Source organism: Synechocystis sp. IPPAS B-1465, assembly GCF_003015225.1.
Classification (GTDB): Bacteria; Cyanobacteriota; Cyanobacteriia; order Cyanobacteriales; family Microcystaceae; genus Synechocystis.
On record NZ_CP028099.1, the window covers coordinates 61,201 to 87,018 of the forward strand.

The 25,818-nt window shown below is 42.9% G+C and carries 27 protein-coding genes and 1 pseudogene; 8 read left to right on the forward strand and 20 right to left on the reverse strand.

What is annotated here, in order from left to right; all coding sequences use genetic code 11:
* Position 1: 1 nt before the first annotated feature.
* The 11 genes and pseudogenes from C7I86_RS17775 to C7I86_RS17820 form a co-directional block, all read right to left on the reverse strand.
* Positions 2-3,631, reverse strand: a complete 3,630-nt coding sequence (locus C7I86_RS17775) for a response regulator (RefSeq protein WP_011153597.1) — start codon at positions 3,629-3,631, stop codon at positions 2-4.
* 36 nt (positions 3,632-3,667) lie between these two features.
* Positions 3,668-4,045 carry a PAS domain S-box protein gene (locus C7I86_RS17780; RefSeq protein WP_011153598.1) on the reverse strand — a complete coding sequence of 126 codons (378 nt, stop codon included), beginning with the start codon at positions 4,043-4,045 and terminating at the stop codon, positions 3,668-3,670.
* 85 nt (positions 4,046-4,130) lie between these two features.
* On the reverse strand, positions 4,131-4,586 hold the full coding sequence (locus C7I86_RS17785; protein ID WP_011153599.1) for a hypothetical protein: 456 nt from the start codon (positions 4,584-4,586) through the stop codon (positions 4,131-4,133).
* The gene (locus tag C7I86_RS17790; protein ID WP_143705300.1) at positions 4,558-5,280 is read right to left on the reverse strand and encodes a transposase; all 723 of its coding nucleotides are present in this window, start codon (positions 5,278-5,280) and stop codon (positions 4,558-4,560) included. The genes C7I86_RS17785 and C7I86_RS17790 overlap by 29 nt, the downstream gene beginning before the upstream one ends.
* Before the next feature lie 301 nt (positions 5,281-5,581).
* Entirely contained in the window at positions 5,582-5,872 is a 291-nt protein-coding gene (locus C7I86_RS17795) for an HNH endonuclease (RefSeq protein ID WP_011153601.1), read from the reverse strand.
* Positions 5,873-5,962: 90 nt separating this feature from the next.
* A complete protein-coding gene (locus C7I86_RS17800) occupies positions 5,963-6,178 on the reverse strand; it encodes a hypothetical protein (protein WP_011153602.1) in 216 nt (71 codons plus the stop codon).
* Complete coding sequence (locus tag C7I86_RS17805) at positions 6,162-6,776, reverse strand: ParA family protein (protein WP_011153603.1); 615 nt, start codon at positions 6,774-6,776, stop codon at positions 6,162-6,164. Before C7I86_RS17805 ends, C7I86_RS17800 begins: the two co-directional genes overlap by 17 nt.
* 73 nt (positions 6,777-6,849) lie before the next feature.
* Entirely contained in the window at positions 6,850-7,374 is a 525-nt protein-coding gene (locus C7I86_RS17810) for an ATP-binding protein (RefSeq protein WP_011153604.1), read from the reverse strand.
* Between the two features lie 329 nt (positions 7,375-7,703).
* Positions 7,704-8,096, reverse strand: coding sequence for a hypothetical protein (locus C7I86_RS18835; RefSeq protein WP_223211236.1), 393 nt, complete (start codon positions 8,094-8,096; stop codon positions 7,704-7,706).
* Positions 8,047-8,208, reverse strand: a pseudogene (locus C7I86_RS19325) (hypothetical protein); the annotation flags it as partial. The pseudogene C7I86_RS19325 and the gene C7I86_RS18835, both read right to left, overlap by 50 nt.
* Entirely contained in the window at positions 8,135-9,610 is a 1,476-nt protein-coding gene (locus tag C7I86_RS17820; protein ID WP_011153606.1) for a hypothetical protein, read from the reverse strand. The gene C7I86_RS17820 and the pseudogene C7I86_RS19325, both read right to left, overlap by 74 nt.
* 663 nt (positions 9,611-10,273) lie before the next feature.
* Between C7I86_RS17820 and C7I86_RS17830 the strand changes: the two genes are divergently transcribed.
* From C7I86_RS17830 to C7I86_RS17845, 4 genes are all read left to right on the forward strand, one after another.
* Entirely contained in the window at positions 10,274-10,618 is a 345-nt protein-coding gene (locus tag C7I86_RS17830) for a helix-turn-helix transcriptional regulator (RefSeq protein WP_011153608.1), read from the forward strand.
* A 153-nt stretch (positions 10,619-10,771) separates the two neighbouring features.
* Complete coding sequence (locus C7I86_RS18840; protein ID WP_158299050.1) at positions 10,772-11,038, forward strand: hypothetical protein; 267 nt, start codon at positions 10,772-10,774, stop codon at positions 11,036-11,038.
* Between the two features lie 186 nt (positions 11,039-11,224).
* Entirely contained in the window at positions 11,225-11,959 is a 735-nt protein-coding gene (locus C7I86_RS17840) for a hypothetical protein (protein WP_011153610.1), read from the forward strand.
* A 110-nt stretch (positions 11,960-12,069) separates the two neighbouring features.
* Positions 12,070-12,285, forward strand: coding sequence for a hypothetical protein (locus tag C7I86_RS17845; protein ID WP_011153611.1), 216 nt, complete (start codon positions 12,070-12,072; stop codon positions 12,283-12,285).
* Positions 12,286-12,527: 242 nt separating this feature from the next.
* Here the strand turns inward: C7I86_RS17845 and C7I86_RS17850 are convergent, their stop codons facing one another.
* Both C7I86_RS17850 and C7I86_RS17855 read right to left on the reverse strand, forming a co-directional pair.
* Positions 12,528-12,947: a VOC family protein gene (locus C7I86_RS17850; RefSeq protein WP_011153612.1), complete on the reverse strand. Its 420-nt coding sequence runs from the start codon at positions 12,945-12,947 to the stop codon at positions 12,528-12,530.
* Positions 12,948-13,309: 362 nt separating this feature from the next.
* Positions 13,310-13,855 (reverse strand): dihydrofolate reductase family protein, encoded by a 546-nt coding sequence (locus C7I86_RS17855; protein ID WP_011153613.1) that lies wholly within the window; start codon positions 13,853-13,855, stop codon positions 13,310-13,312.
* A 91-nt stretch (positions 13,856-13,946) separates the two neighbouring features.
* On the opposite strand from C7I86_RS17855, the gene C7I86_RS17860 reads away from it, so the two are divergent.
* Positions 13,947-14,729, forward strand: coding sequence for an Rpn family recombination-promoting nuclease/putative transposase (locus C7I86_RS17860; RefSeq protein ID WP_011153614.1), 783 nt, complete (start codon positions 13,947-13,949; stop codon positions 14,727-14,729).
* Positions 14,730-14,849: 120 nt separating this feature from the next.
* Complete coding sequence (locus tag C7I86_RS17865; protein WP_011153615.1) at positions 14,850-15,788, forward strand: ion channel; 939 nt, start codon at positions 14,850-14,852, stop codon at positions 15,786-15,788.
* A gap of 203 nt (positions 15,789-15,991) precedes the next feature.
* Here C7I86_RS17865 and C7I86_RS17870 read toward each other — a convergent pair whose 3' ends face one another.
* The 3 genes from C7I86_RS17870 to C7I86_RS17880 all read right to left on the reverse strand — a co-directional run bounded on the left by C7I86_RS17870 (position 15,992) and on the right by C7I86_RS17880 (position 19,093).
* Entirely contained in the window at positions 15,992-16,741 is a 750-nt protein-coding gene (locus C7I86_RS17870; RefSeq protein WP_041428273.1) for an SDR family NAD(P)-dependent oxidoreductase, read from the reverse strand.
* 115 nt (positions 16,742-16,856) lie between these two features.
* A complete protein-coding gene (locus tag C7I86_RS17875) occupies positions 16,857-17,681 on the reverse strand; it encodes an alpha/beta fold hydrolase (RefSeq protein ID WP_011153617.1) in 825 nt (274 codons plus the stop codon).
* Positions 17,682-18,304: 623 nt separating this feature from the next.
* Entirely contained in the window at positions 18,305-19,093 is a 789-nt protein-coding gene (locus C7I86_RS17880) for a YwqG family protein (RefSeq protein WP_011153618.1), read from the reverse strand.
* A 489-nt stretch (positions 19,094-19,582) separates the two neighbouring features.
* Here C7I86_RS17880 and C7I86_RS17885 point away from each other — a divergent pair, with 489 nt between their 5' ends.
* On the forward strand, positions 19,583-20,413 hold the full coding sequence (locus C7I86_RS17885) for an Rpn family recombination-promoting nuclease/putative transposase (protein ID WP_011153619.1): 831 nt from the start codon (positions 19,583-19,585) through the stop codon (positions 20,411-20,413).
* Positions 20,414-20,522: 109 nt separating this feature from the next.
* Here C7I86_RS17885 and C7I86_RS18845 read toward each other — a convergent pair whose 3' ends face one another.
* The 3 genes from C7I86_RS18845 to C7I86_RS17900 all read right to left on the reverse strand — a co-directional run bounded on the left by C7I86_RS18845 (position 20,523) and on the right by C7I86_RS17900 (position 23,910).
* Entirely contained in the window at positions 20,523-20,678 is a 156-nt protein-coding gene (locus tag C7I86_RS18845; protein WP_158299051.1) for a hypothetical protein, read from the reverse strand.
* 430 nt (positions 20,679-21,108) lie between these two features.
* Positions 21,109-22,986, reverse strand: a complete 1,878-nt coding sequence (locus tag C7I86_RS17895; protein ID WP_011153620.1) for an ATP-dependent endonuclease — start codon at positions 22,984-22,986, stop codon at positions 21,109-21,111.
* A 252-nt stretch (positions 22,987-23,238) separates the two neighbouring features.
* On the reverse strand, positions 23,239-23,910 hold the full coding sequence (locus C7I86_RS17900) for a thermonuclease family protein (RefSeq protein WP_223211228.1): 672 nt from the start codon (positions 23,908-23,910) through the stop codon (positions 23,239-23,241).
* A 56-nt stretch (positions 23,911-23,966) separates the two neighbouring features.
* Here C7I86_RS17900 and C7I86_RS17905 point away from each other — a divergent pair, with 56 nt between their 5' ends.
* Positions 23,967-24,269, forward strand: a complete 303-nt coding sequence (locus C7I86_RS17905; RefSeq protein WP_223211229.1) for a hypothetical protein — start codon at positions 23,967-23,969, stop codon at positions 24,267-24,269.
* An 82-nt stretch (positions 24,270-24,351) separates the two neighbouring features.
* Here the strand turns inward: C7I86_RS17905 and C7I86_RS17910 are convergent, their stop codons facing one another.
* The gene (locus tag C7I86_RS17910; RefSeq protein ID WP_041428264.1) at positions 24,352-25,797 is read right to left on the reverse strand and encodes a PLP-dependent aminotransferase family protein; all 1,446 of its coding nucleotides are present in this window, start codon (positions 25,795-25,797) and stop codon (positions 24,352-24,354) included.
* Positions 25,798-25,818 lie beyond the last annotated feature (21 nt).

Consider the following 25,818-nt stretch of genomic DNA (forward strand, 5'->3'; position numbering starts at 1 on the left):
GTCAATTTGGATTTAGTTGCAATGCCAATGCTTGACTCACTTTCTCATATTCCTTCTCTAACTGGATATATTGTCCATCAACCCCCGATAACATGCCAGAGCGAGCCAAATTTTCAAGCTGCTTACACTGTTTGGCAAATTCCACTGCCCCTAAATTAGCACTGCTTGACCCCAGACTATGGGCTGTAGCTCGCACTGTATCAATCTCCTGGGCGGCGATCGCCGTTTTGAGTTTTTCTAGCAAAGAGGGGGTTGTGTGTAAATAATCCCCAATAATAACCTGCAAAAAGGTTGCTCCGTCTGGCCCTGCCATCTCACGAATCCCCGTCAAAATGGATAGATCCAAGACTAGGTTCTCTTCTAGCTGATCAGCCTTCAAAACCTCAGGAACGGGATTTACTAGTCCCACATTCACCACTGGTTCCGACAAGGGTGCTGGCTTATTTTTTGTTAACGATAAAACTGAGAAATCGATCCGCTGTAGGGCATCAAGTAAATCATTTTCCCGAATTGGCTTGGTGATATAGTCATTCATCCCGGCGGCCAAACAAGTTTCTCGATCGCCCTGCATGGCATAGGCCGTCACCGCAATAATCCAAGGTTGCTCATCGGCGGGAAAGTCTTGACGAATGGCTTTGGTGGCACTTAAACCATCCATTTCCGGCATTTCCACATCCATGAGAATGACATCGTAGGAGGCTTGGTGAAGCACTTGTAATGCTTCTAACCCATTGCCAGCAATATCGGGGCGATAACCTAGTTTTTCTAACATCAACAATGCCACCCGTTGATTGATATTGTTATCTTCCACCAACAAAATTCTTAACGGGCTGAGGGTTTTTATTCTTGCTTCTCGCTCTTGGGGGGAACAAGTTCGTTTGACCGCCTCGGTTATACCGGATCTCCAATCACCGTTAAATAGAGAGTTGTCTGTCTCATCAGCCTTAAAGACTTCACAAAGCACCTCATATACCAGCGATTTTTTTATGGGACTGGATAGACAAGCGGCAATACTAATATCGGTGCGGGCGCTTAACTCAGCTAAACTTGTTGGGGAGGGCGTTAAGATGACCAGGGGCAACGATTCCCCCGTTGGTAGTGTCCGTAGGGCTTCCGCTAGTTGTAACCCATCTACTTCCTCCATTTGTAGATCGATAATCGCCAGATCAAAACATTCTCCTTGACGCAACCAACTAAACGCCTCCCAACCTGAAGTTGTTGCTTGAGCTTGCAGACCCCATGCTGTAACCAGTTGTTTTAACCCCTCACAACTTAACTGATTATCATCCACGATTAATAATCGTTTGCCTGCTAGGGAGAGCTGACAAGACAGATCATTTGGTCTCCGTACAATAGTTGTACTTTGAGCTGTGATCGTAAAGTAAAATGTTGCGCCTGTTGACTCCAGTGGGTTATTTTTCGATGTCTTTGCCCAGTCAACAGGGGGATTTCCGGCGATCTCCCCATAACTCTCTACCCAAATTTGCCCCCCCATCATTTCCGTGAGTCGTTTGCAAATGGCCAGTCCTAAACCCGTGCCCCCATATTTACGGGCGATCGATGTATTCACCTGGCTGAAGGATTTAAATAATGCCGATTGTTGATCGGGAGAAATGCCAATGCCCGTATCTTTAATCGAAAACTGAATAGTATATTTATTCTGTTGCTGGTTTGCCACAGTGGCAGAAACCCTTACCTGGATTGATCCACTTGTAGTAAATTTAACCGCATTAGCTAGAATGTTAACCAATACCTGTCGCACCCGTGTTAAATCCCCCAATATCGCCATAGGTACCTGGGGCTCGATTTGATAAACCAAATCCAATTTTTTTGCAAAGGCTTGGGGCGCAACTAAATCCAGGCATTCTTCGACACATTGCTGAATTTCAAAGGGATGGATTTCTAACTTAAATTGTCCCGACTCAATTTTAGAAAAGTCAAGAATATCGTTAATTAAACTAAGTAAGGCTTCGCCACTACTGCGGATGGTTTCGGTAAATTGTTGCTGTTGGGTATTTAGATGCGTATCTAGCAATAACCCGGTCATGCCAATCACTGCATTCATGGGGGTGCGAATTTCGTGACTCATGGTGGCCAGAAAATCACTTTTGGCTCGGTTGGCATCTTCTGCGGCTTTTGTGGCCGTCATTAAAGCTTTATTTTGCTCTATTAATTGTTGACGAATTTCCCTTTCTTGTTCTAATAATTTGGCTTGAGCTAGGGCAATTCCTACTTGATCTGCCACAGCTTTTACTAACTCCACTTCTTCAGTGTTCCAAGAACGGCTTCTATCACATTGATGAAGAATTAAAAGACCATTTGTTTTATCTTGATAAGAAGTACGAATAATCAGGAGAGAATATACTTGCAGTTGATTATAGAAATCTTGTAACGGGACTGCTGTTGGTACCATTTTTAGATTGTCAACTTGTACGGCATCATCTTGATTTAAAGCTCGCAATAGGTGGGGATTGTCGGCGATCAGTAGATTAAGATCGAGCATGGAAGTCATACCCGGAATGAGATATTCAGCCACACAAGTTAGATGGGGCTGGGGCATATCTGAATAGAGATGGACAATACAACGACTAACCTGTAATGTTTGTCCTAAACGACTGACAGCAACTTGAAAAATTTTTACAGGATCGAGGCTTTGCCGAATTTCCTCAGTAATTTCTTTGAGCAGTAACGTGCGCTGATATTGTTTCCGCAGGGAGACTTCTGCTTGCTTCTGAGGGGTAATATTTCGATAGAGCCATAGGCGGCCATCGTGATGGTTCCCCACCTCAATGGGGACATAGTCACGGGCAAAGGTGCGTCCATCTTTTAATCTCAATTCTTCGTTAGTGACGATTTGCCGGTTCTGTAAAATGTTATCAATGCCTATGATAAATGCCTCTGGATCTTCAAAGAGGATTTTGGCAAACTGGGCTGATTGTCGGCAATCGAATCCAATCAGTTTTTCCGGAGGAACGTCAATGCCAAAGAGGTCACAGAATACTTGATTAACTAAGACAATTTTGCCATTTTCATTTTCGACTAATACCCCTGCTTGCAAGTTTTGGATCAGGGCTTCCAGTCGTGAAGTGGTCGCTTTTAGAGCAATTTCTGTCTTTTTTCGTTCCCTTAATTCTTGTTCTAATTTATTATTAATTAAGCTAACTGCTTGGGTCCGTTCTAATACTCTTTTTTCTAAATTTTCATTTAACTGTTGAAGTGTTTGCTCCTGAAGATGGCGATCACTAATATCCCGAATAACTAATACCGCTCCTTGGGCATTCATTAGTGGAGATGTCATAATTTCTAAATGTAACCATTTCCCATTTTGGTTAAATTCATAGTGATCAGTAAATTTCTGCTGGGTCGCCACAATGATGGTGAAGGGATGGTGGCTAACTTCAAGAGGTTGACTATTTCTGTGTAGTGGCAAAAGTTCTACTAAGTTTTTGCCAAGAATTAAAATATGTAGTTTTCCCATTAGGTGATCGAACGCCGTGTTGCACCATTGAATTTGACCAGTGCCATCCGTCCAAACAATTGCCTCATCCACAGTGCCCAGGGCAATGTCCATCTTGGCTAATGTGGATTGCAATTCTTCGATTTTAGTAATTAAGGTTCCCGAATTAATCACATTAAATGAGGGGTGGGGAAAGTGGGGAAGAGAAAGTTAAATAGTCCTTTCTTCATTTTCTTCTGTTATTAAAGGACGTAGAGTTGCGGCAAATATCCACTGTTCGCCTTGCTTTTCCACAATAATAAAATGCTCAGAGTCAACTTCTTGCTGATCTTTGGTAACAACTTTAAGTTGTAGCGGATGATTCAAAATTGTTGATATGCTCGTTGTATTAAAGCGAGCAAAGCCCAAGTGGTGGGAATCTTGAAAATAGCTCGGTAAAATAAGTGTTAACGGTTGCCCAACCAGATCCGCCGCAGACCAACCATAGGTTTCTTCAAATGCGGTGTTTATGCGGATTACAATGCCTAAATGATCAGTAGCAATCAATGGCAGTTCTGTACTGTCTCCAGGACTGGTCAGGGTTATCATTAGTTTACCCAGTTGTAAGAGAATAAATCTAATAACAAATATAGTTGACTCCAGAGAATGTTGAAAACCTGGCTGACTGACAAAACTAATCGACAGGATAGCAATAAATATTGATTTTAAACTCAATACTATAAATGCGCTGGTGATGCAATTTGCGAGAAGCCATAGCAGGTTGGGGATCTAGAGCATGGGTAAAACGGACATGACGAATGAGTGTCCAGCCTTGCTCTAATGAAGTTTTGAGCCAATCCCAGCCGATGCGAAAGTAACTATTGCCGCGAAACCAATGGGGAGCGACCCAACGATGCTTGCCGGTGGCAAAGACCTCTACCCCTTGGGCAGTGGCATAGAGGGTGGCAAGTGCCAGAAGGAAGAAAAGGCGAGAAAGAGCGCAAACGAAACGAATTTCAGATTTCTGTAGATTCCAACCGTTGGATTGGTCATCAAGAAAAGCCTCTTCGATATCAAAACGCAAGCCATATTCTTGGATGGTGTGCAGACAAGTAGGTTCATCACTGAACAATAGCCCAAAACTCCCCATTGACGTTGTTGCAGCCAAAAGCCACATGGACTGGGCCATAGTAGTCACCTTTATGGAGCCTAACGTTGTGCCAGCAAAATGCCTCCCCACGCTGAAGGTGAATGTCTTTAAATTGACACCATCCATGGCCAGCCCGCCAAATCCAAGTATTTCGCTTGAGCCGAATTCGGTAATGCCACCCCAAATGGGTCGTGACAGCGGTCATCGCATCGGTGTGAATAAAACCCCGGTCGGCGAGCAGGACTACCTTCACTCCTTGGGACAATCGGTTGGCGGCTTGATAGAGCATCTCCCAATACTGACGGAAAGCAATGGAGGCACTGCGGTGTTTGAGTACCCGCCAAACCACGGGCAATGCCCGACCTCGGTAGACAACCGCTAGGCGTACCAAGCAATACTCGTCCCAAAACAGCGAAGTGTCTAAGCTTAGGTACAAAATCTCTTCCTGCCAATCCGCCAATGCTGCCTGAATCAGTGACTTGTATAGGCGGTGCACGTTCAGACGACTATTGTGTAGCCAACGACTCAAACGCCGTTGTTTACTTTGGGCCTGCACCCCTCGACACGGAATATAGGGTAACCACAGCGTTAGGCTAACTTCCCCTCGCTGAAGCAAGGCTATCACCATCCACAGACAGGTCGTTAAATGACCTCGATGTGCCCAGGGCACGGATTGACCAAGCAAGGCGTTCAAGGCATTGTAGAGGGGGGAGTTTTTCCACAGTGTTCACGCTTTTGAGTGGTATCTAAGGTTAGAACGCTGGCTCCCCCTTCTTCCATACAGTACCCAAAACTACCTCACCACAAGGCATTCGGCTACTTCCAATCATCTTTTGTCAGTCAACCAGGGTTATCCGAGTGACGAAATTAATTCTTTGTATAACAAACAGTAGAACTTTTGCATGAGCACCAGCCCAACTTGGAATATATATACTCAAAAAGTAGCCGTCTTTCAGATTCTACAATAGCACTTAACAAATACTTTTTTCCTTTAATTATCTTAACAGCAATAACTGCCCTGGAGTCACATTCCCCCGTTGCCTGCGGTGGTAATAAAGATGACAGGGGGAGCATAAAGCCATCAAATTACTGGGGGAGTTATTACTTGGATCATAATCACAATGATGAACTGCCATCCTGAGCCGATACCGTTCCTCCTTTAATAACCCCTTCCCTTCCCCAGGCTTGAGGCATTGCACCCCGCACCGTTCACAGATCCAATTAACGGACTGCTTTTTGCTCAGGGCTAACTGGGGCCAGTCAGGAGAATACCGGTTATCTTTCATTCCAAACCCTTAGTAATTTTTTTAGTCATCACTTGAAACCCCTAGTAAAAAATTTTGGCACTTTGCCTGAACCCCTAGTGTTTTTTTAGGTCAAGGATGATGCTCAATGTAAAAATCCAGAGCCGCTTCAAAAACTTCCTTTAGGGATAGATCGTGCTTGGCGGCATACTGTTTGAGCTTACGGCGCATTTCTGGAGTTACCTTAAAATTAAGATTAACGAATTCGTTACTTCTTGCTTTCGTTATTTCTGGCTCTGGCACGGATTCTGCCTTAGCCGTGTCAAACACCTTACTGAGCCGTCCCATTGATGACCTCCATAATTTCCTTGCCGATGGTTTTGTAATCTTGCCAGGGGTAGTGATCTCGTCCCTTCATTTCCGCAGTGGTGACTCCCATATCAATGGCCTTAACCACCGAAGCAGAGCGTCGGATAAATCCCTTAAAAACTTCGATCTGATTTTCAGCAAGAACAGAGCGTAACTCATCTGCTGATTTACTAGGGTAAGGAGGGGCAATCGTAATCAAAACTCGGTAAACGGCACCGGGGAACAAATCATGAAACATCTGGAGCATGGGGTCAAGACTAATGGCATCCGGCACGCAGGGCAGAATTGTTAGATGGGCCTCTTGGCTAATTTCTTTGAGTTCATTACTATCGGGCCGGGCGGGGGTGTCCAAAACCAAAAAATCATTCCCGGCAATATGGGCTGGAGCAGACTTTTCATTTTTGACCTTAAATAAGGGTTGTTTTTCCCCACGGGCGGCCCATTTCTCCACCGAACGGTTAGGGTCAGAGTCGATTAGCAACACTTTTCCCTTGTCGGCTAAGTAACGGGCAATGTGAATCGAGGTGATGGTTTTCCCAACTCCCCCCTTGTAGCCAGTCACGGCGATTATCTTCATTTCGTGTTTTCTTGTTTTCGTTATTTATTGCTATGACCCTAGATTAAGCTATTTGTGCCCATATCAGAATTCTTTATTTCTTGATTTCTTTATTAAGAGTATTATCAACCAAGATATGTTCACAAGCTGGTGGCAATTCCGCCTCGTAATAAAGTAGGTAATCTTCCCAAGAGGCCAACTTGGCTAAGTCCCTAGGATTATTACGATCTCTGATTCTGGCTTGCCGAATTGAGGGTGGACAAAAAACATAATGAACTTGAACGGGAACTCCCAAACGAGTTGATAACTTATTAGCCCAATCTGGATCTTTGATTTCTTTGGTAAAAGGCCCTGTTATGACCACATCGTTCCAAAGCAAATTATCTTGGGCAATGTCAAATAACTGCTCGTAGATTGGATTCCGAAAATTGCTCTTGAAATAGAGACTGTCACGATCATTAGGATCTTGACCTGATAGTTGGAGGGCTAACCGGACAAGGCGTTCTGTTGCTGTATCAATATCAAGGAAAATAGCTTGCTTCAGTTTGGCTAGTTCTTTGCCATAGAAGGTTTTGCCGGCACCGGGACTGCCGCAGACAATATAGGCCGTTTTGAGCATGGGGAAAGTCTAGAGTGACCTCACTAATATATTTCTTTTTTTCGTTAATTCGTTCTTTCTGCCAAGTTTCTATCTTTGCTTTAAGTCTTGCTTTCGTTATTTCGTTAGTTAGTCTTGAGCAGGTTATTTCCCCGAAAAACAAGCTTTCCAGGAATTTCGATTTAACCTACTCCAACTTTTCTTTATTTCTTGATTTCGTTCATTCTTGATTAAAAGCCTACATAGCTGTCGGCATAAGACCAAGAGTCAACAAAAATTACTAGGGGTTAACTAACAAATCCGCACCAACTCGCCGGACGGGATTAATCGATCGCCGTTGTTGGGTTTAATTAGTCCGTCGCCTTGCCAAGATATTGCAGAATGAGGACTACATCCACTTTCTTTCTATCCCATTCCTCCACCACATCAAGCTTATCCTTCGGGATATAGGCAGAGCGTTTTACCCGTTTCCCCTTTACCTCCAGTTCGTAGTGATAGTAGTACTGCTCGTAGGATTTTTTGCCGGAGCGGGTCTGTTTTTCACAATAGTGCAGTCGGATATAACCACTACCCTGGCCTCGAGATCGCCGGGGGCGTACTTCCGGTAAGGGCCATCGAAGTTTTATTTTCACCCTGGGGCCAGTGATGCTGAAGGATGGCGTGACAGTCGGGGTCGATTTCAACAAACTGAGTTGTTTGTATTTTTCCTCTGGTTTGTTCTGCGGCCAGGGTGAATCCCCCACATCCGGCAAATAGGTCGAGGTGTTTAAGGGTTCCATGGCTAGAACTCCTCACAGTGGATAATTTGGTCAGTTTCGGAGCAGTATTTGTAATTTGGCGATGCCGAAGGCACACTGCGTGCCCGCCGAGCATAGTGAATTGCTTCCTCCCGTAGGGCCGGGTCGTAGAGCCATTGATTGAGACGTTCCAGTTCAGACTGGGGCTTAGGGCAAACCTCCCGCTTTCCACCAAAACTCTTGAATAAACCCTGCATCATTTGCCGGAATGCTTGGGCTTGCTCTGGGGCCACCGGCTCCGGTTCAGGCTGACGCTTAAACACCTTCAAGCGAGTACCATCGGGAAGGATGGTGTATTCCGGGCAGTTATCAGTGGGAGTAGATTCAGTTTCAGAATTTTTACTAGGAGATAAGTTTGCAACGGCTTCCGGTTCCTCGGTGGGACTTTCACTTTCCCAAGGGGAGGATTCACAGTCAGTGACCAGGGAACAGGTTTCAGTAGGGGCCAGCTCGGCTTCCTCAAGATTTTTATTAGAGGATAAGTCCGCCACCGGCTCTACACCTTCCAAACCCCTAGTAACCTCCTCCACACCAGGCACAAGCACCGGCGACTGAGTAGCAACCACCGCTACGGGATTAATTTCTGGGGGTAGAACCGCCGTCACTGCCCGTTGATGGGTGATTAGGTTCTGTTGCTGGTCTTCAGGGATTTGACAGCCGTTAGCGAGGCGCATTTGGGTATTTTCCACCCGATGAATGAACTCCTTCTGATACTGCTCCCACCGAATGGGCAAATTAGCCGGGTCTTTTCTGAAATGGGCCAACACATCCGCCTGCTTGTCGTGGAAGTCCCCTCCGTAACGCTTCTGCCAGTTCCTCGCCAACCAATCCCGGAAATTGGGGTCTAGCTTGCCCTCAATGCTCCAGGGGCCATCGGGGAGCCAATCAAAGCTCTGGTTCTTCTTGGTGCGCTTTTTAGTACGACCGGCGGCGGAATATTTTTCCTCTCCCTGACTTGTCGCTATGGCTGATGAGTTTTGACTAATTTCTGCCGTAGCTAGTTTTTCTGGGATTTTTGGCTTAATTCCAGATCGTCCATTTGTATTTATTGACCGGTCTGGAATTTTTTCTTTTTCCTCGCTCTGGCTGTCTGGAGAGTATGGGAAAGTCTGTAAGTCTGTATATAAGGAGGAGTCCCATTTTTGGAACTGGGGATTGCAATTTTGGGACTCGATTTCCAAGTTTGGGTCTTGAGTCCCATTTTTGGAACTGACGCAAAAGCCGACTATCCTGTGGCTAAATAGTAACCCTGCATCAACTAATTGATTTAGGGCACGATAGAAAGTAGTCTTGCCGATGCCCAGGACTTCCTTGGCCCTTTCCCAAGTGATCTGCACCTGGCGATCGCCAAAGGGGTCGAGTTCACAAACCCATAGCCAGAGCTTGTGGGCGGACTTTGGTAAATCGGCGGCGATTACCTCATGGATAGTTTCGGTTGTTAGCTTGTAGAATTGAGTCATAGTATTTGAAATTTTTTGGCGGTGGGTGGTTCAGACCCCTCGCCTTTTTTTATTTGGGTAGGGTGGATAAAGGATAAAAACTGTGGAAATAAGTTCCTAAATTGCAATTTGATTTTCAGCGTTGAGCTATTTTTGGCAAATTTGAGGTCTATTTGCGTGGATTTACGGAGATAAGGCGCTGATCTGATTGATGCAATTAGGTCTTGAAAGTGTATAGTTGCAGGTATAAAGATTTAGGGTAAATCTATGCTAAATAAATTAGATACTGTTTACCTGAACAGCTAGGGGAAGAACGTGCCTTGATATACAAAAACTCATAAATTCCATCAATCCCACTCATAGATGAATTTCTGGGGTATCTTTGGTTTTGTTGATGTTGGCTTAATGGTCTTGTTCTGTGAAATGGCGCTCCTCCATAAATTTTCTAGGCGGCGCGATGTTGAGTTTATGGAAATGCCACCGTAGGACTTGGGGAGTCCTGTTATCAGGACTTTGTCGATAAATAACTTGTACAATGGAGTCATAGAATTTTTTTGATTTGAACATTGAGCGAGAGACTGTGATGAGTTTCCCGCTTTTTTTATATGCTAGAGTGGATCCGCAGGGATAATAATATATTTTCCCATGTAAAACCACTTCCTAACTTTATATCAGAAGGTAACTATGGATGACAGGGATCTAGTAAAAATTTTTAAGGTCAAATTGAGTGAGCAAGGAATTCGGCAGACAGAAGTTTGTCAAGAAGCGGGTAAGCCCCAATCACATCTGTCAAAATTGTTATGCGGTGGTAAATCTCCGAATTTGCAGACACTTTTAGATTTCATTAATGCTACTGATAGACTTTATCCGGGGTTTGCTGATCAATATTGGCTAGCAGTGGCTGGTCGTCCCACTATCCGTACTTTGGTTGATTCAATGGATTCTACCGAATTGGCAGTGTTGCTAAAGGTAGTTGGTGATAGGGTGGCTGAGGCTAAGTTAAAGGCCCCTATGATGGAAGTTGCTTAAATTCGTTTGGATTTTGTCGTAATTCTCGCCTCAAGGCGACCCAATATCAAAAAAATTTGTAAGTTATCTAGCCTTTCCCGCCTTTCTCTTGAGCCATTCTTCCCGTGAGATAGTGCCAGGGGTTAGAACGGGTTGTTTTTCCTGCTGTTGCCGTTGTTCCATCTTGAGGGGTTGGGGTTTGTCTTTCCGCCACAGGTCGCGGCCCAGGCCAAACTTGGCGCAACATCTTCTCAGGGCCATGGCCTCCGCATTGGAGCTTGGATCGCCGTAGCTATTGCAATCAATCTCTTCCGTGCCGGTGGCCTGGCGGGTAATGCTCCGGTCTTCCCCGTGGATTGTGAGGGAGCCGGTGAGGGTGAGGCGATCGCCAATTTGTTGGGTGTCAATGATCAGGCATTCCCAACCTCCAAGGCCACATAATCAATCTGGTTTCCCTTGAGGAATTTTTGACTGATAAATTGGAAAGCAATAGGTTGCTGTAGGTTTTCCAGAATTCCGGTCAGGAGTAAGGTGCAGTTTACCCTTGCCCGGAAAAAGCATCGTACAATATTAATACAAGGGTCGGGCTTTAAGCGTGGTAAAGAATTTAATTACAAATAATTTTCTATGATTGTTGAACGGTGCTATTTTCCTCTACCAAAATACTTTTTCTGTGATGGTCCATCTTATGTCATCACTTCCTCTAGTTTTGGTGGCAGTTTATTAACCCCAGAAACCTTACCAGAGCTTCTACAAAATGGGGATGAAAAAGTTATTAATCAGCTTTTAGAAGAAGGAATTTGTTTACCATTATTCTTTCCTGGGGACTGTGCCTTAGATGGGGCAATTTTTATAGTAGGAGATTTAACCCCTATTGAAGAACAGGAATGGATTGGACGCATTCAAAGCAAGTTAAAAATTCCCTGTGGTAAATTATTAGTGGTTTGTGGAGGTGGTTCCCCAGAGGATTTTGAAGGAGTGATCGCTGGGAATGGTATCAATGATTATACTGACTATTTTTGTGTCTTGGATGTACCAAAAGGGGACTATTTAGTGGAAGTATTAGCCTATGTTTCGAGTATGAGTGTTGATTTTTATTTTGAAGAAAACGAACCCTTAACAGAATGGTTTTATCGCACTCGGCCAGGAGAGATTTTACCGCAATGGTTAGAAACTTTTCAATCCAAAGGTTATATTGGGGAACTAAGTGATCAACTTTTAACTTATATTGTACATCTAACTCCCTTGATTGATGAGCCATCTTTACTAACTCTTATATCTGAAATTGGTTGGTGTGGGGAATTTGAATTCCGTCGTCCAGAAATTTGTCCTAGGGGAATTCCTCGGAGCTATTATGCTTAACAAGCTAGGCAATTTAAGATAGTTATTTTGTATGAAAAAATTGGTGACTCTATCTTGATTTTTGATCTGACCTTTGGGATTAATCATCACTCTTAAATGAAGCTATCAATATGTTTAAATTTATAGGCATTGTATTGATTGGTGGATTGGCAGGCTATGCTCTTGGTGTTGCGGCTGGAATCTTCATTGTCAATAATTTCTCTACTAATGTTCAGGACAAGCCCTTGGAATTAGCAATGACCTCAATCTTTTTCTTTGGCCCAATGGGAGCTTTGATAGGATTGATTATTGCAGTTGTATATCAACTTTTACGTCGATATTTATGAGTGCTTTATATCCCTTATAAAAATTGGCTACAACATCCTCAATGCACGGTGGTAATCCACGGTGCCATTAAATATAGACCCCACAGAAAGCCGGGCTTTAGCTGGGCGGACTTTGCCTCCTATGGGTAACCAACAAGAACTTTTGGCGATCGGTAGGAGTTTCTAATTTCTCTGATTCAACGCCGGCACTGAGCGGACGCGGGTGATAAAGTTGTTTGCCCACCTGGCTTTGCCACTGCGCCCTAAGCGGGCTTATCAATGGTTAATCCAATTTCTTGACCATATGAGACTTCTAAAGTGTGTCCATCAGGATCATTGATAAAAGCCCAATAACCAACAGGATAGCCAGAATCTGTGGCATCTTTAGCTAATATTCCTTCCTGTCTAGCTTGTTCGCATAAGTAATCAACTTCGCTCTTGTCCTTGCAACCAATGCCTAAGTGAGCAAAAGGGCCTAGGATGGGTGTTGGATTTTCGTCTTGGACTAAGACTAAAACGAAAGGACGAATTTTATCAGACAGCCAAACAACTCGCTTTCCAGTATCTTTGTCTAATCTCTCATGTACTATGGACATGTTTGCATAGCGGTTGTAAAAACTAATGCTCAAGTCAATATTTTTTGCAAATAGAGCAATATGTGTAAAACCAAAGTCTTCTTTCATATTTTTTCCGAAATTAGCCTAACGATGAAGTTATAGTCACCGTCAATCCAGCTTGATTCCAAATTTTCTTGGTACTAACAGAATCATGTAGATGACAGGGATAATTAAGGATTATACAGAAACTTTTCGTATATCTATCTACTCCCAAAAACCTGTTAGGCAGATTGGGGTAGTGTACGAGCAAATCCAGCGTTAGGCGATCGCCGTTAAACCCCTAGTAATTGTTGCTGAAAGTTGGGGATTCATAGTTAGGATGGCCGGTCTGCTTGATGGTGATAGCACTTGATTGACAAAATAAGGCAGTAGCAGATGTTTTTAGGTCATCATCCATGGCTTTTTTCTGTCCACTGCATTTAAATTTGTTATGCGATATCCTCAATGACCTTATATTTGCTTTGCACCAAGCCGTTTTCAAACTGTCGCGTTTCAAGATGATGTAATCTGACATCGTGAGGAAGCGCACTGAAAAGTGGAATTCCTTCACCTATGAGAATTGGCACTTTAGTAATAATTAATTGCTGGATCAAGCCTTCACTAAGAAACCCTTGAATCGTCTTTCCGCCATCAATGTATAAATGCTGAAATCCACGTTTTGATAGACGACAAACTACTTCTCGCGGAGGCACGCTCATAGACTCAACTATTTTTGTAATGTCTTCAGGGATGTCAACTTTCCGACTACTTAGAACAAATACTGGCTTTTCACCATAAGGCCATGAATCGAAGGATAATGCCAACTCATAAGTATTCCGCCCCATGACAAGCGCATCTACTGAATCAATGAATTCCTGATACCCGTAGTCTTCACTGCTATCTGTGTCTCCTGCACTAGGCAGCCAATCAATACCACCATTGTTACGTGCGATGAAGCCATCAACACTTGTTGCAATATATACAGTAGCTTTCATGCTTTTCTCAATTATGCTATTGCCCCACAGCCATTGATTATACGGAAACTTAGCGATAAAGACCTATGGCGATCGCCCTTAGAATTTGGGTATGTTTGATAATCTGTGCAAATTTCTGGCCGAATCATTCTCCGAAGACTATGCCGCCTGGTTGCTGGGACGACCAATCAAATTGACCAAGCTCAGTCCGACGGAATTATCCCTGGAACCAATTCGCGCTGACTCCCTAATTTTGGAGCAATCGGAAGACTTGGTTTTACATCTGGAATTCCAAACCGAACCCGACCCCACCATGGGCTTTCGGATGTTGGACTATCGGGTAAGGGTTTACCGCCGTTTTCCCCAGAAGACGATGCACCAATTCGTTATCTATCTAAAACGTAGTAACAATGACTTGGTTTATCAGGATAGTTTCCAGTTGGGGGAGACTGTGCATCGTTATCAAGCGATTCGGCTTTGGGAGCAACCATCGGAGACATTTCTCCAAAGTCCAGGGCTATTGCCCCTAGCGGTATTGACGCAGACCTCTGACCCTACATTAAAATTGAGGGAAGTGGCGACTGCATTGGAACAGATTGAGGATAATCGAGTTAAGGCAAATCTCATGGCAGCAACTTCAGTTTTTGGAGGAATTCTGCTATCCCCTGAGATTATCAAAACGATTTTAAGGAGTGAAATCATGAAGGAATCCGCTGTCTATCAAGAAATTTTAGAGGAAGGGGAACAACGAGGCATACTCAAGGGCAAACTGGAGGGGAAATTGGAAACCATACCCCTGTTGAAAAAATTAGGTCTTACAATTGCCGAAATTGCCAAAGAATTAGATATTGATGTTGAACTGGTTAATCGGTTTGTTGCTAACCAGAACAATTAAGGGTTGAAATGGCCACTGGTTGGTGTGTGGTTTGGTGGATCTATGGCGATTGCATAGCAAATCTTTACAAGATCTCCTATTCTAAACATTAATTGAAGCAATGATGGCTGAAAAGTCTTGATGAAATTTTCCTTTCCTTGGCACTGGGGTAAATCCCATAAATTAAAGCCAGTAACTCATCCAATTCGGCATCTGCGTCCGATTCAGTCAGGGGATTCCAGGCAAAAAAAAATCCAACCAATGGTGACAGATTTATATCATTGGTTATTGGTGCTTTCCTGGCCAAAATTTTTAGCGACTATCGGGATTTTTTATTTCAGTTTAAATGTTTTTTTTGCCTTAATTTTTTCCTTAACTGGTGATAGTATTGCTAATGCCAAACCAGGATCATTTTTAGATTTATTTTTTTTTAGTATTCAAACCCTTTCGACAGTAGGCTATGGTGCTATGTATCCAAAAACTGTGGCCGCCCAAATCGTTGTCAGTGTAGAAATTTTTGTCGGACTGATAAGTCTAGCCATTTTAACAGGGTTAATGTTTTCACGTTTTGCTAAACCTACCTCTAGGGTCTTATTTAGCGAAGTCGCTGTGGTCTGTCCCTTTGAAGAAATCCCAACATTAATGTTTCGTGCTGCCAACCAACGAAATAATCGTATTTTAGAAGCCCAAATTAGAGTGAGTTTAGTTCAGGATGAACAAACCAAAGAAGGACATAAAATGCGCCGTTTTTATGATTTAAACTTATTACGCTCCCACACCCCGGTTTTTGGTTTGAGTTGGTTAATAATGCATCCGATAGACAGTAATAGCCCACTTTATGGATTTTCAGAAGTAAGCAATCAACAACAAAGGTTAGAACTTTGGATTAGTTTCACTGGTTTAGATGAAAGTTTTTCCCAAACTATTCACAGTCGTTATGCCTATGAGGGAGCAGATATTCGTTGGCAGTACCGTTTTGTGGATATTTTTCACCAAACCCCAGAAGGTAAATGGTTTATTAATATGGACAATTTTCATCAAATAGAACCTTATCACCCTAAATCCCCTGAAAATTCCTAGATCTACTTTTAGTTTATTTGGCAATGAGTTCGGCATAGTTTAAAAGGTAATATTTTTACTCAATGCGCTGATCAAAACCAAAACAATAAATTAGCCTGCATATATGCATCACCCTATTTCCTCTGTTGTCTTGCCCTCACTCGGAGGCCGCTATTCAGTAGCGTGAGGAGGCAGTTAGGGGTCACAAATTCGCCCAGTTCTAACTAATAAAGACCACCTGTGATGTACAGCGTTTCGCCAGTGATCCAGGCTGAATCGGAAGACGCCAAGAAGACGACAGCAGGGGCGATGTCATGCGGCTGTCCGATTCGACCGAGAGGAGTTATCGCTTCAACCTGTCGGCGACCTTCGCTTTCGGTAATTCCTGCTGTACGAGCACCTTCTGTTTCTACCATGCCAGGATTGATGGAGTTAACGCGAATATTGCGTGAACCCAACTCTTTGGCGAGTGACTTTGTAATGGCATCGACTGCCGCTTTGGTTGCGTTATAGACCAAGCTGTTTGCCGGTGTCAGAGTGCTAACAATTGAACTAATGTTGATAATGCTACCGCCCTCTTCACCAAAGGACTTTACTGCCTGTTGCGAGGTCAAAAGCAAACCCAGCACATTCAGATCAAATTGCTTGTAGAAATGCTCTTCTGTGATGCCTTCAAGCGGAGAAAATTCGTAGATGCCTGCATTATTGACCAGGATATCGAGCTTGCCAAAGGCTTGTTTCGTCTCAGCAAAAAGCTGTTGAATCTCTGCCTTTTTAGCAACATTTGCCTGCACGGCGATCGCCTTTCCACCCGTGCTGACAATCTCGTCAACCACGCGATCGGCTCCTTCTTTGCTAGATGCGTAGTTGACGACCACGGCTGCACCTTCGCCTGCTAGATGTTTAGCGATCTCGGCACCGATTCCTTTAGATGCCCCTGTGACGACTGCAACTTTTCCGTCCAGTTTTTTCACGATTGTAAGTGTTGTGTGTATTGAGTTTGAACGGTCTACCCGAAACGGATACAAACTGACGAGAATCATCCATTCGGGATCTTTGACATTAATTTTTTACATAAGTGCTTTAGCATCAGGATTCAACGAATTCTAGCAGGTCGGCATTGAGCTGTTCCTTACTTGTGTCACCTAGGCTGTGCGATCCACCGGGATAGATCTTTAAGATTGAATTCTTGACAAGCTTCGCAGACAGGAGAGCAGAAGCACCTATCGGTACGATCTGATCGTCGTCGCCATGAATAATCAGCGTTGGCACATCGAACTTCTTCAAATCCTCAGTGAAATCTGTTTCCGAAAATGCCTTGATGCAATCATAGGCGTTTTTGTGTCCAGCCATCATGCCTTGCATCCACCATGAGTAGATCAGTCCTTGGGAGACTTTAGCACCAGGTCGATTGAAACCAAAGAATGGACCACTTGCTATATCCAGAAAGAACTGCGAGCGGTCAGCCAAAAATGCGGCGCGAAATCCATCAAAGACCTCAATGGGAAGCCCCCCCGGATTTGCCTCCGTTTTGAGCATGAGCGGCGGCACTGCACCCATCAACACCGCCTTGGATACTCGTTGAGTGCCGTGTCGTCCGATAAAACGCGCCACTTCTCCACCACCCGTCGAGTGACCGATCATCACCACATCCTTTAGATCTAGAGCCTCGAAGAGTTCTGCTAAATCGTCAGCATAGGTGTCCATATCATTGCCATTCCATGGTTGGCTTGATCGTCCATGACCACGACGATCATGTGCAATACAGCGGTAGCCATGGGAGGCAAGAAAAAACATCTGCGATTCCCAAGCGTCCGCACTCAAGGGCCAGCCGTGGCTGAACGTGATCGGTTGCCCAGAACCCCAGTCTTTGTAGTAAATTTCCGTACCGTCTTTGGTAGTGATGGTGCTCATGTTTCCCTTTCCTTGGTTGTGCTACGTAATGAAGAAATGCTTGTGAGCTTGATTTATGGGTTTTTGATGCGTTCGTGGATTAACTTTTGTTTAGCGTGATCGCTCTTTTCTTTGTGTATATAATAAGCTGACTTGATACAAAACCCTAACAATAAAAGTTAATCTTAATGTTTTACTTGCCATGAATACTGAACCAGGCTAACTATTGATTATACGGAAACTTTCCGTATAACACCCTTTAAAGTAACGATGTGTGGAAATTTTTGGCATATTACCCCATTTAAGTCTGATCGCCAATCAACCTCTACTTATTCTACTTATTCCTTTTTCGCCAATCTCAAGGGCGTTCTGCATTGCCATTCGCTCAAATCCCCGCTTTTTTGGGCATCATCGTTAAACCTCTAGAAAATTTGGCGATCGCCTACAACATCCTCAATGCACGGTGGTAATCCACGGTGCCATCAAACATAGACCCCACAGAAAGCCGGGCTTTAGCTGGGCGGACTTTGCCTCCTATCAGTAACCAGCAAAAACTTTTGGCGATCGGTAGAAGTTCTTAGTTTCTCTGACTTAATGCTGTGTTCATCAGCTTGTCCGGTGTAATACTTTGATAGTGATTGATTTTAACAGCATTGTAAAATCATCCAAGAATTAGAGAAATTGCAATTTTTTGATTCGCTTTCTTTGACCCAAAAATAAAGCATTCCCATATCACCCCACATAACATCAATATCATCATCAGAATCAAATTGAAAAACTAGCCGCCAGTCATTTACTTGCTCTCGGAGCTGCTTAGCTTCTTCCGAGTTATAATCTTCAGGGTAAGCATAATTTATCCCACTGCTTATAAGCTGACATTCTTTTTCCATGTCATCGTTTTGAATTGGTCTTGGGTATCCCCCAATTTGATGAAGTGTTTTGTTTCTATAATATTCATCAATGAAATCGTAATATTGTTCTTTGTCAATTTCAGATAGTTCACCTTCCTCAAAATTTATTCTTTGTCCATCTGGATAGCTCATAAATTTCTCTGAAACAACATATTTAATAGATGAAGCTATATGCTCTTTATGTAGGTCGGAGGGTAATTCTTGAAAATGCAATTCCTCGGAACCATTTTCGTATAAAATAGCCCATCCTCCTCTGTCTTCTGGAGCGAATCCCCATGGCCACTCATAGAAATCATAAAAAAATAGTAAACGCCCGCTGTTTGGCAACCACTCTATAGCCTGTTCATTATTTATTTCACTTAAGTCTAGTTGAGCGATAAATCCGAGAGGTTTATCATTCTTTCTGGGCCAATTGATAGATGAACTGACTAACGGTTTACCCCCAAGGAAACTAGCTGATTCTATTTCTGAGGTAACGAGTCTTAGGCAGTTTTTTCCTAATTTGAAAAATTTCTCATTCATTGTTAATTCGTTGCTATGAGTGGTTAACTAATGAATATAGCGTCCATGCAATGTATCCACCTTATTTTGTTGGAATATTACCGCAGATTCTTAGCAATAGTGCGAGAGTAGATGTGAATTTTACATTCCGGTGTGTTGATCGCCAATGAACCCCTATTTATACCCCCTGCGATAGTTCCAAGTTCATTTAGTATTGCCATTAGATCAGACCCTCACTTTGTTGGCGATCGCCCAAAACCCCTAGTAAAACTCGCTAATTAGAGGTCATTACAGAAAAGAAAAAAACTGTACGTTAAGTCTAAAACCCTTAGTAGATATAGGTTTTAGCTCCAAGTGAATGATTTTACATCTATCTCGGCATGGGGGCTGCCTGCTGAATTTGCAATAGGCGATCGCCTATAAACCCCTAGTAATTGTTGCCAAAGTTCTCAACCATCAGGGCGAATCAAATCGATGGGGACTTTTGGCGATCGCCGGTAGAATTTGGATATGTTTGACAATCTGTGCAAATTTCTGGCCGAATCCTTTTCCGAAGACTATGCCGCCTGGTTGCTGGGACGACCAATCAAATTGACCAAGCTCAGTCCGACGGAATTATCCCTGGAACCAATTCGCGCTGACTCCCTGATTTTGGAGCAATCGGAAGACTTGGTGTTGCATCTGGAATTCCAAACGGAGCCTGACCCCACCATGGGCTTTCGGATGTTGGACTATCGGGTAAGGGTTTATCGCCGTTTCCCCCAGAAGACTATGCACCAATTTGTTATCTACCTGAAACGTAGTAATAATGATTTAGTTTATCAGGATAGTTTTCAGGTGGGGGAGACTGTGCATCGTTATCAAGCGATTCGGCTTTGGGAGCAACCATCGGAGACGTTTCTCCAAAGTCCAGGGCTATTGCCCCTAGCGGTATTGACCCAAACCTCTGACCCTACATTAAAATTGAGGGAAGTGGCGACTGCATTGGAGCAGATTGAGGATAATCGAGTTAAGGCAAATCTCATGGCAGCAACCTCTGTTTTTGGAGGGATTCTGTTGGCCCCTGAGCTGATCAAGACAATTTTAAGGAGTGAAATTATGAAGGAATCTGCTGTCTATCAAGAAATTTTAGAGGAAGGTAAAATTGCCGGCAAACTGGAGGGTCGGTTGGAAGGAAAATTAGAGGGCAAATTGGAGGGCAAACTAGAAGGTAGGCTGGAGGCGAAACTAGAAACCATACCCCTGTTGAAGAAATTGGGTCTTACAATTGCCGAAATTGCCAAGGAATTAGATATTGACGTTGAACTCGTTAATAGGTTTGTCGCTAACCAGAACAATTAAGGGCTGAAATGGTCATTGGCCGGAATATGACTTGACTGATCTTTTGGTGATCTCGCAGAGATCCGTTGCGCGGTGCGCCGTTAAACCCCTAGTAAAATTTGTTGATCGCCTATAACATCCTCAATGCACGGTGGTAATCCACGGTGCCATCAAATTTAAACCCCACAGAAAGCCGGGCTTTAGCTGGGCGGACTTTGCCCCCCATCGGTAACCAGCAATAACTTTTGGCGATCGCCTTGACAGATAAGTTCCAGGCGGCGCACAAGGGGCAACCACTGTAGAGTTCCCCGCAAGCAAGGTTTAGGGTTGTTCCTTTGGTGTTGAGCAATGATTTTTTCCCGCCGCTATACTGGCAAACCCTGTGGAATGGGGGAATATTAACCTTCAGGCTTACCGAGCTACTAACTGGCGATCGCCCCAAAATCCCCTATTAAAATTCAGTGGCAGTTGGGGACTCCGTAGGTAATGTATGTAAACAAGAAATGTCAAACTCGTTTTTTCTTAATGCTAATCAGCTACGGATAAATTTTTTGTTCTTAACGCCTGAGTTCACCTGCATGTTTGGAGTGTAGTGGAAAAATGTCAGGTCCAACTATTTGTTATACATTGTTTCATTCCCCCTCTATACTCTCAATATTTTGTGCATAATGCGTATCCTGAATGATATGAATCATACACCTTGTTTGCATTAGTTTTTATTTTAATTTTAATGCTTTATTTACCATATCAATTGGATTACTTCCTTTCTTTATTCTTAGTGGAAAACCTTCGACTTCAAGGATATTGGAGGCAAGTTCAACTAAAAGATAAATGTCATTACCATCCTGTTCTTTGCTCAGTTTAAACAAACTTGATTTGGCTCCAAATAAATTATTTGAATGTAATCTCAATTCCGCATCTGAAGTTTCTTTCTTAATGCTCGCTAAAGCTGGTGTGATAACTGCAAGCAACAAGTCACGAATTGCTTCTGCTTCATTAATATCCTTTGCTTGAGAACAATATTTCAGAGCACTAAGGATATCGTCATATGCTGTAGTGACAGCCTCAATATTTGCCTCCATTAAACCATTTACTTCATAGGAAGCTGCATTCGGTTTTTCGTCATTTGTTAAATTAGATACATGCTGATAATAGCCTTCGACTGTTCCTTTCTTTAGAATAAAGCAACCTAGTTTTTCTAATAAGTCTAATAACGTCGACAATCTATGCTTAATAGAAACCCAATTCGCTCCATTGTCGATATTCAATATACTTGTCTCATCATTAGAGAACATCCAACAAAATGCACTTCTTCGCTTGGCAATTAGTTCGTCTTTATCTATATCTCTATTAATCCAATAATAGTGTAATTCAGCTTGTGCTTGGATATTACTCCATTGGTCAGCCACAAGTTTGCAAAAATCATTGTAAATGGTTCCTGCAAGTGCAGGGGCATCACGATGACCTAATTCATTTGCAAAAATATTCGCTTTGTCAAGACTCGTAAAGACTCCAATGATATCAAGATTATCAGTTAACGCATCTGCATCTGCAAGTAGTGCAGGAGACTTACCTATCAATCTCAATAATTTGATTACTACAGGAAACTGTCCTTTGCCAGTTACAGGAAGCACTTGAGAGCCAGCTGCCTCTAGATTAATATTAAGCTTTCTGTTAATTGCTGAACAAATGATTTCATCACTTGGGCCTTCTACCAGAAGAGGCGAGTGACAAAAAAGAGCCAATTTGTGTTCTTGCCCTAGTCTGGTTAAAAGAGCTTGTAATTTTCTACTTCGAAATTCACCTATTGAAGGGTCTATTTGAACAGCTTCTTCAAGAATGTCTTTACAAAAAACTATTGTTGAAAGTTGTTCTACAGAATTAACCTCAATAAATTCAGTCGAATGCGTAGAGATAAATACCAGTTTTTTACCAGCTTCATTATTAGGACCCGCAACTTTTAAAATTTCATCCATTACGAAGGATTGTAATTGCGGATGAAGCGACACTTCAGGTTCATCGATTAGTAGGCAACCTACTTCATCATCGTATAAGGCTGCTAGAATTGCAACCAGATGTAGAAGACCACTCGCCTCACGTGCAGAAGAATAATTCGAGCTAGTTTCTTGGTCTACTCTAGAGAAAAATACTTTAAGATTTCCACCGTCCCAATCTAACATTAAGTCTCTTTTAAATAGCTTTCTAAGTCTTTCTTGAACTTTAATGAGTATATCGGGACGTTCAGATAAAGTCCCAAAATCACCTAAAATTGTTTCGTTCTTATGTCTTCTGGTTGTAGATGATTTGTCGCCAAATGTTGCTTGATCAAACCTTATTTGCCTTCCTCTTTGACCATCATAATCTGACCGGTAGGCTTCCATCGGACCTAGCCTTCCAGCAGAAATATATCTTATTTTTTTTCCATTTGCATAACTTCTAAGGCTTAATTTCAACCCTCTTAGTAGTTGGGTTTTACCAGAACCATTTGGACCTAGAAAAGTCGTAACACCTCCATTGATAGTAATGGTCTTATTCTGGATGCCAGTTATGCCTGAATCGCTTAGGTTTATATTTATATCAAAGGGAAATATCATAGATTTTTTCAAATTGGCACAAACATTTATATATATTCTATTGCGTTTATATGTTCTTTTGTCATTTGCTTTTTTTTACTCAGAAGTTTATCAGTGATAATTACATGTATAACTATTGATTATACGGAAATTTTCCGTACAACACTCTTTGAGGTAACTATATGTGGAAACTTTCGGCACATCACTCCATTTAGGCATGATCGCCAGAAAGTTTCCGAGTGATTCTAGCTTTAGTTGATCGCCAACCAACCCCTACTTATTCCTTCCACGCCAATTCCAAGGGCGTTCAGCATCTCCATTAGCCCAAACCCCAGCTTTAGATGAGATTGCCTCCTGTTCCAGGAATTCATACTGTTCTGCATTCTCAGGGCACGATCTCTTATATCGTTCATAGTAGTGCGCCATACCTGCCAAAACCATTTCGCCATTGACCCCCACTTCAAGCCCTGGCGTGTCGGTTATTGCAAAAACTTCCACCACACTGCGCCCATACTGATCTTTTCCCGCACCCATCAGAATGATTTCCCGATTATCCGTCAACATTGACCGGAGATAATCCCTTGCTTCCACTCCACCAGCTTGTTCTAGTTCCGGGGCATCAATGCAGGCCAACCTCACCTTAATTTCTTCATTAGTGACATCCGCCACGGCCCGAAAGGTATCCCCATCATGGACTGAACCAGGCTTAACCCGCCAAGTTTTATCAGGAGTTCGGTTCTGGGTCACCATGGTATTAGAGGCCATCTCCTGCATTTGCTTCTGACTGCAAGCAGTAATCATGGTGGTGCATAGAGATAGGATTAGCCAAATATTTTTGTCCATACTATTACTGAATAAAATCTGGCAATTATAAACGTCAAAGCTGTAATTGATGCAAAAAATAAAGCAAAAAGTAATGCCATAAATCGCTAACAAAAAGAGCATTGACAAAAAGAGAGGGACATATAAAATAGCCCCACTCAATGACACTCCCTGCAATTATGAAATACAAAATACTTTCCAGTCTAGCGTTGGTGACGCTAGGCATAACGGCGCTTGCCCCTGGTGCATTTGCCAACCCAACAGTAGGGCGCGAAACCCGCACCGGGGACATTTACGTTTCTGGTTTGGGTAGTTATCAATCCATCAAAGGGGAATATTCATCCCTGCCCAGATCCACCAATAAAAATGCCAACGAGTGCGGTGTGATCAAACTAAGTGGTTCCTCCGCCAGTTTGCCCATAAATGGTCGTAGCTACTCAGTTGGGCCAAATAGCGTTCACTGTCCCCTTCCCCAAAATTGACCTTTTAATTTATGAACCACGGTATCCATAATAATTTTTCTCTAAATTCTCTTTAATTTAAAATTGCCTTGAATTGTAAAGTTTATTTTGTCTGCTCATGCAAAAGTTGTCCAAGTACAATCATTGCTTGCTGAATCTCTTCTGTAAAAGGCAAACCAAAATTAAGTCGAAAACAGTTACGATAACCGCCAGATGAAGAAAACATACTACCTGGAGCAATGGCAATATTATGACGTAATGCATCCTCGTATAGCTGAAGAGTATCAACTATTTCTGGCATTTCAATCCAGAGAATATAGCCTCCTTTTGGCCTAGATACTCTGGTCATTTTAGGAAAGTAATTACAAATCGCCTGAGTCATATCCATCATTTGCGCCTGGTAGGTGCGTCTTAGCTTCCGCAAATGGCGATCATAACCACCATTCGCTAAAAATGCAGCGATTGTCAGTTGTGGAGCAACTGCTGTCATATAATTAGTCGTCATCTTTAGTTGCTCAACTTTTGTCTGATAACGTCCCGGTACAGCCCAGCCAATTCTTAATCCAGGTGATAATGTTTTGCTTATAGATGAACAATACAGGACTAAACCCTGAGTATCAAAGGATTTGATTGATTTTGGGCGATTTCCAGTAAAGTTAAGATCACCATAAATGTCATCTTCAATTAATGGAACATTATAATGATTAATTAAACCTATAAGCTGTTTCTTTTTAGAATCACTCATGCAACTACCTAAAGGGTTGCTAAAATTTGCAATTAGGACACAAGCTGAAATTTGATCGTTTTTCAAAGCATCTTCGAGGTGTATTAGCGAGATACCATGTTGAGGATGAGTCGGTAACTCTAGAATCCGGAGGTGAAGAGCTTCAAGGGTTTCCAACAAAAGATGATAAGTAGGAGATTCGATGACAACGGTATCACCGGGTTTTGTGACAGCCTTTAAGGAAAGATAGAGTGCTTCCGTCGTTCCATTCGTAATAACGATCTGATCTGGTGTAATAGAGCAACCAGTGTCTATGAGACGACGTGCTACTTCATGACGTAATTCTTCACAGCCTTGTGGTGAACTATAGCGATGGGTAACTTCGGGCTTAGCCCGTATCACTTGCCCCATCAAACGATTGAGGGTAGCTATAGGTAAAAGATTGCTACCAGCGATCGCCGCCCCTAAGCCAATGATTCCAGGTTTCAACATTGAATTATTTACACGGAAGGCTAAAGACGTATCAACAGGATTATCGGCAGACTGAGGTGTGCTGGGACTAGGCTCGTCGGGTAGGAAATTCAATATGGTTTTGACAAAGTAGCCTGACTGGGGACGAGCTTCGATTAATCCTCGATCCTCAAGTAGGCGATAAGCTTCCAAGACTGTTGAAATACTTACTGACCACTGCTGATGTAATTTTCGCACCGATGGTAGGCGATCGCCTGGCTGGAAAGTCCCTTCGCTAATCAGTCCATGAATTTGATCCGCTACCGTTTGGTAGAGGGTCTGATTAGGCGAGGTTGTCATAAACTTAGGCTTCATTTTTTGTTTCTAAATTAGAAA

What these genes read in the sequence shown, in the direction of transcription:
- C7I86_RS17840 (WP_011153610.1), top strand. Translation starts at nt 11,225, where the DNA reads ATGATTGTTGAACGGTGCTATTTTCCTCTACCAAAATACTTTTTCTGT.
- C7I86_RS17855 (WP_011153613.1), bottom strand. Translation starts at nt 13,855, where the DNA reads ATGAAAGCTACTGTATATATTGCAACAAGTGTTGATGGCTTCATCGCA.
- C7I86_RS17880 (WP_011153618.1), bottom strand. Translation starts at nt 19,093, where the DNA reads ATGAATGAGAAATTTTTCAAATTAGGAAAAAACTGCCTAAGACTCGTT.
- C7I86_RS17875 (WP_011153617.1), bottom strand. Translation starts at nt 17,681, where the DNA reads ATGAGCACCATCACTACCAAAGACGGTACGGAAATTTACTACAAAGAC.
- C7I86_RS17830 (WP_011153608.1), top strand. Translation starts at nt 10,274, where the DNA reads ATGGATGACAGGGATCTAGTAAAAATTTTTAAGGTCAAATTGAGTGAG.
- C7I86_RS17785 (WP_011153599.1), bottom strand. Translation starts at nt 4,586, where the DNA reads ATGGGGAGTTTTGGGCTATTGTTCAGTGATGAACCTACTTGTCTGCAC.
- C7I86_RS17805 (WP_011153603.1), bottom strand. Translation starts at nt 6,776, where the DNA reads ATGAAGATAATCGCCGTGACTGGCTACAAGGGGGGAGTTGGGAAAACC.
- C7I86_RS17860 (WP_011153614.1), top strand. Translation starts at nt 13,947, where the DNA reads ATGTTTGATAATCTGTGCAAATTTCTGGCCGAATCATTCTCCGAAGAC.
- C7I86_RS17845 (WP_011153611.1), top strand. Translation starts at nt 12,070, where the DNA reads ATGTTTAAATTTATAGGCATTGTATTGATTGGTGGATTGGCAGGCTAT.
- C7I86_RS17780 (WP_011153598.1), bottom strand. Translation starts at nt 4,045, where the DNA reads ATGATAACCCTGACCAGTCCTGGAGACAGTACAGAACTGCCATTGATT.
- C7I86_RS17910 (WP_041428264.1), bottom strand. Translation starts at nt 25,797, where the DNA reads ATGAAGCCTAAGTTTATGACAACCTCGCCTAATCAGACCCTCTACCAA.
- C7I86_RS17865 (WP_011153615.1), top strand. Translation starts at nt 14,850, where the DNA reads ATGAAATTTTCCTTTCCTTGGCACTGGGGTAAATCCCATAAATTAAAG.
- C7I86_RS17905 (WP_223211229.1), top strand. Translation starts at nt 23,967, where the DNA reads ATGAAATACAAAATACTTTCCAGTCTAGCGTTGGTGACGCTAGGCATA.
- C7I86_RS17820 (WP_011153606.1), bottom strand. Translation starts at nt 9,610, where the DNA reads ATGACTCAATTCTACAAGCTAACAACCGAAACTATCCATGAGGTAATC.
- C7I86_RS17885 (WP_011153619.1), top strand. Translation starts at nt 19,583, where the DNA reads ATGTTTGACAATCTGTGCAAATTTCTGGCCGAATCCTTTTCCGAAGAC.
- C7I86_RS17810 (WP_011153604.1), bottom strand. Translation starts at nt 7,374, where the DNA reads ATGCTCAAAACGGCCTATATTGTCTGCGGCAGTCCCGGTGCCGGCAAA.
- C7I86_RS17850 (WP_011153612.1), bottom strand. Translation starts at nt 12,947, where the DNA reads ATGAAAGAAGACTTTGGTTTTACACATATTGCTCTATTTGCAAAAAAT.
- C7I86_RS17800 (WP_011153602.1), bottom strand. Translation starts at nt 6,178, where the DNA reads ATGGGACGGCTCAGTAAGGTGTTTGACACGGCTAAGGCAGAATCCGTG.
- C7I86_RS17795 (WP_011153601.1), bottom strand. Translation starts at nt 5,872, where the DNA reads ATGAAAGATAACCGGTATTCTCCTGACTGGCCCCAGTTAGCCCTGAGC.
- C7I86_RS17895 (WP_011153620.1), bottom strand. Translation starts at nt 22,986, where the DNA reads ATGATATTTCCCTTTGATATAAATATAAACCTAAGCGATTCAGGCATA.
- C7I86_RS17900 (WP_223211228.1), bottom strand. Translation starts at nt 23,910, where the DNA reads ATGCTCTTTTTGTTAGCGATTTATGGCATTACTTTTTGCTTTATTTTT.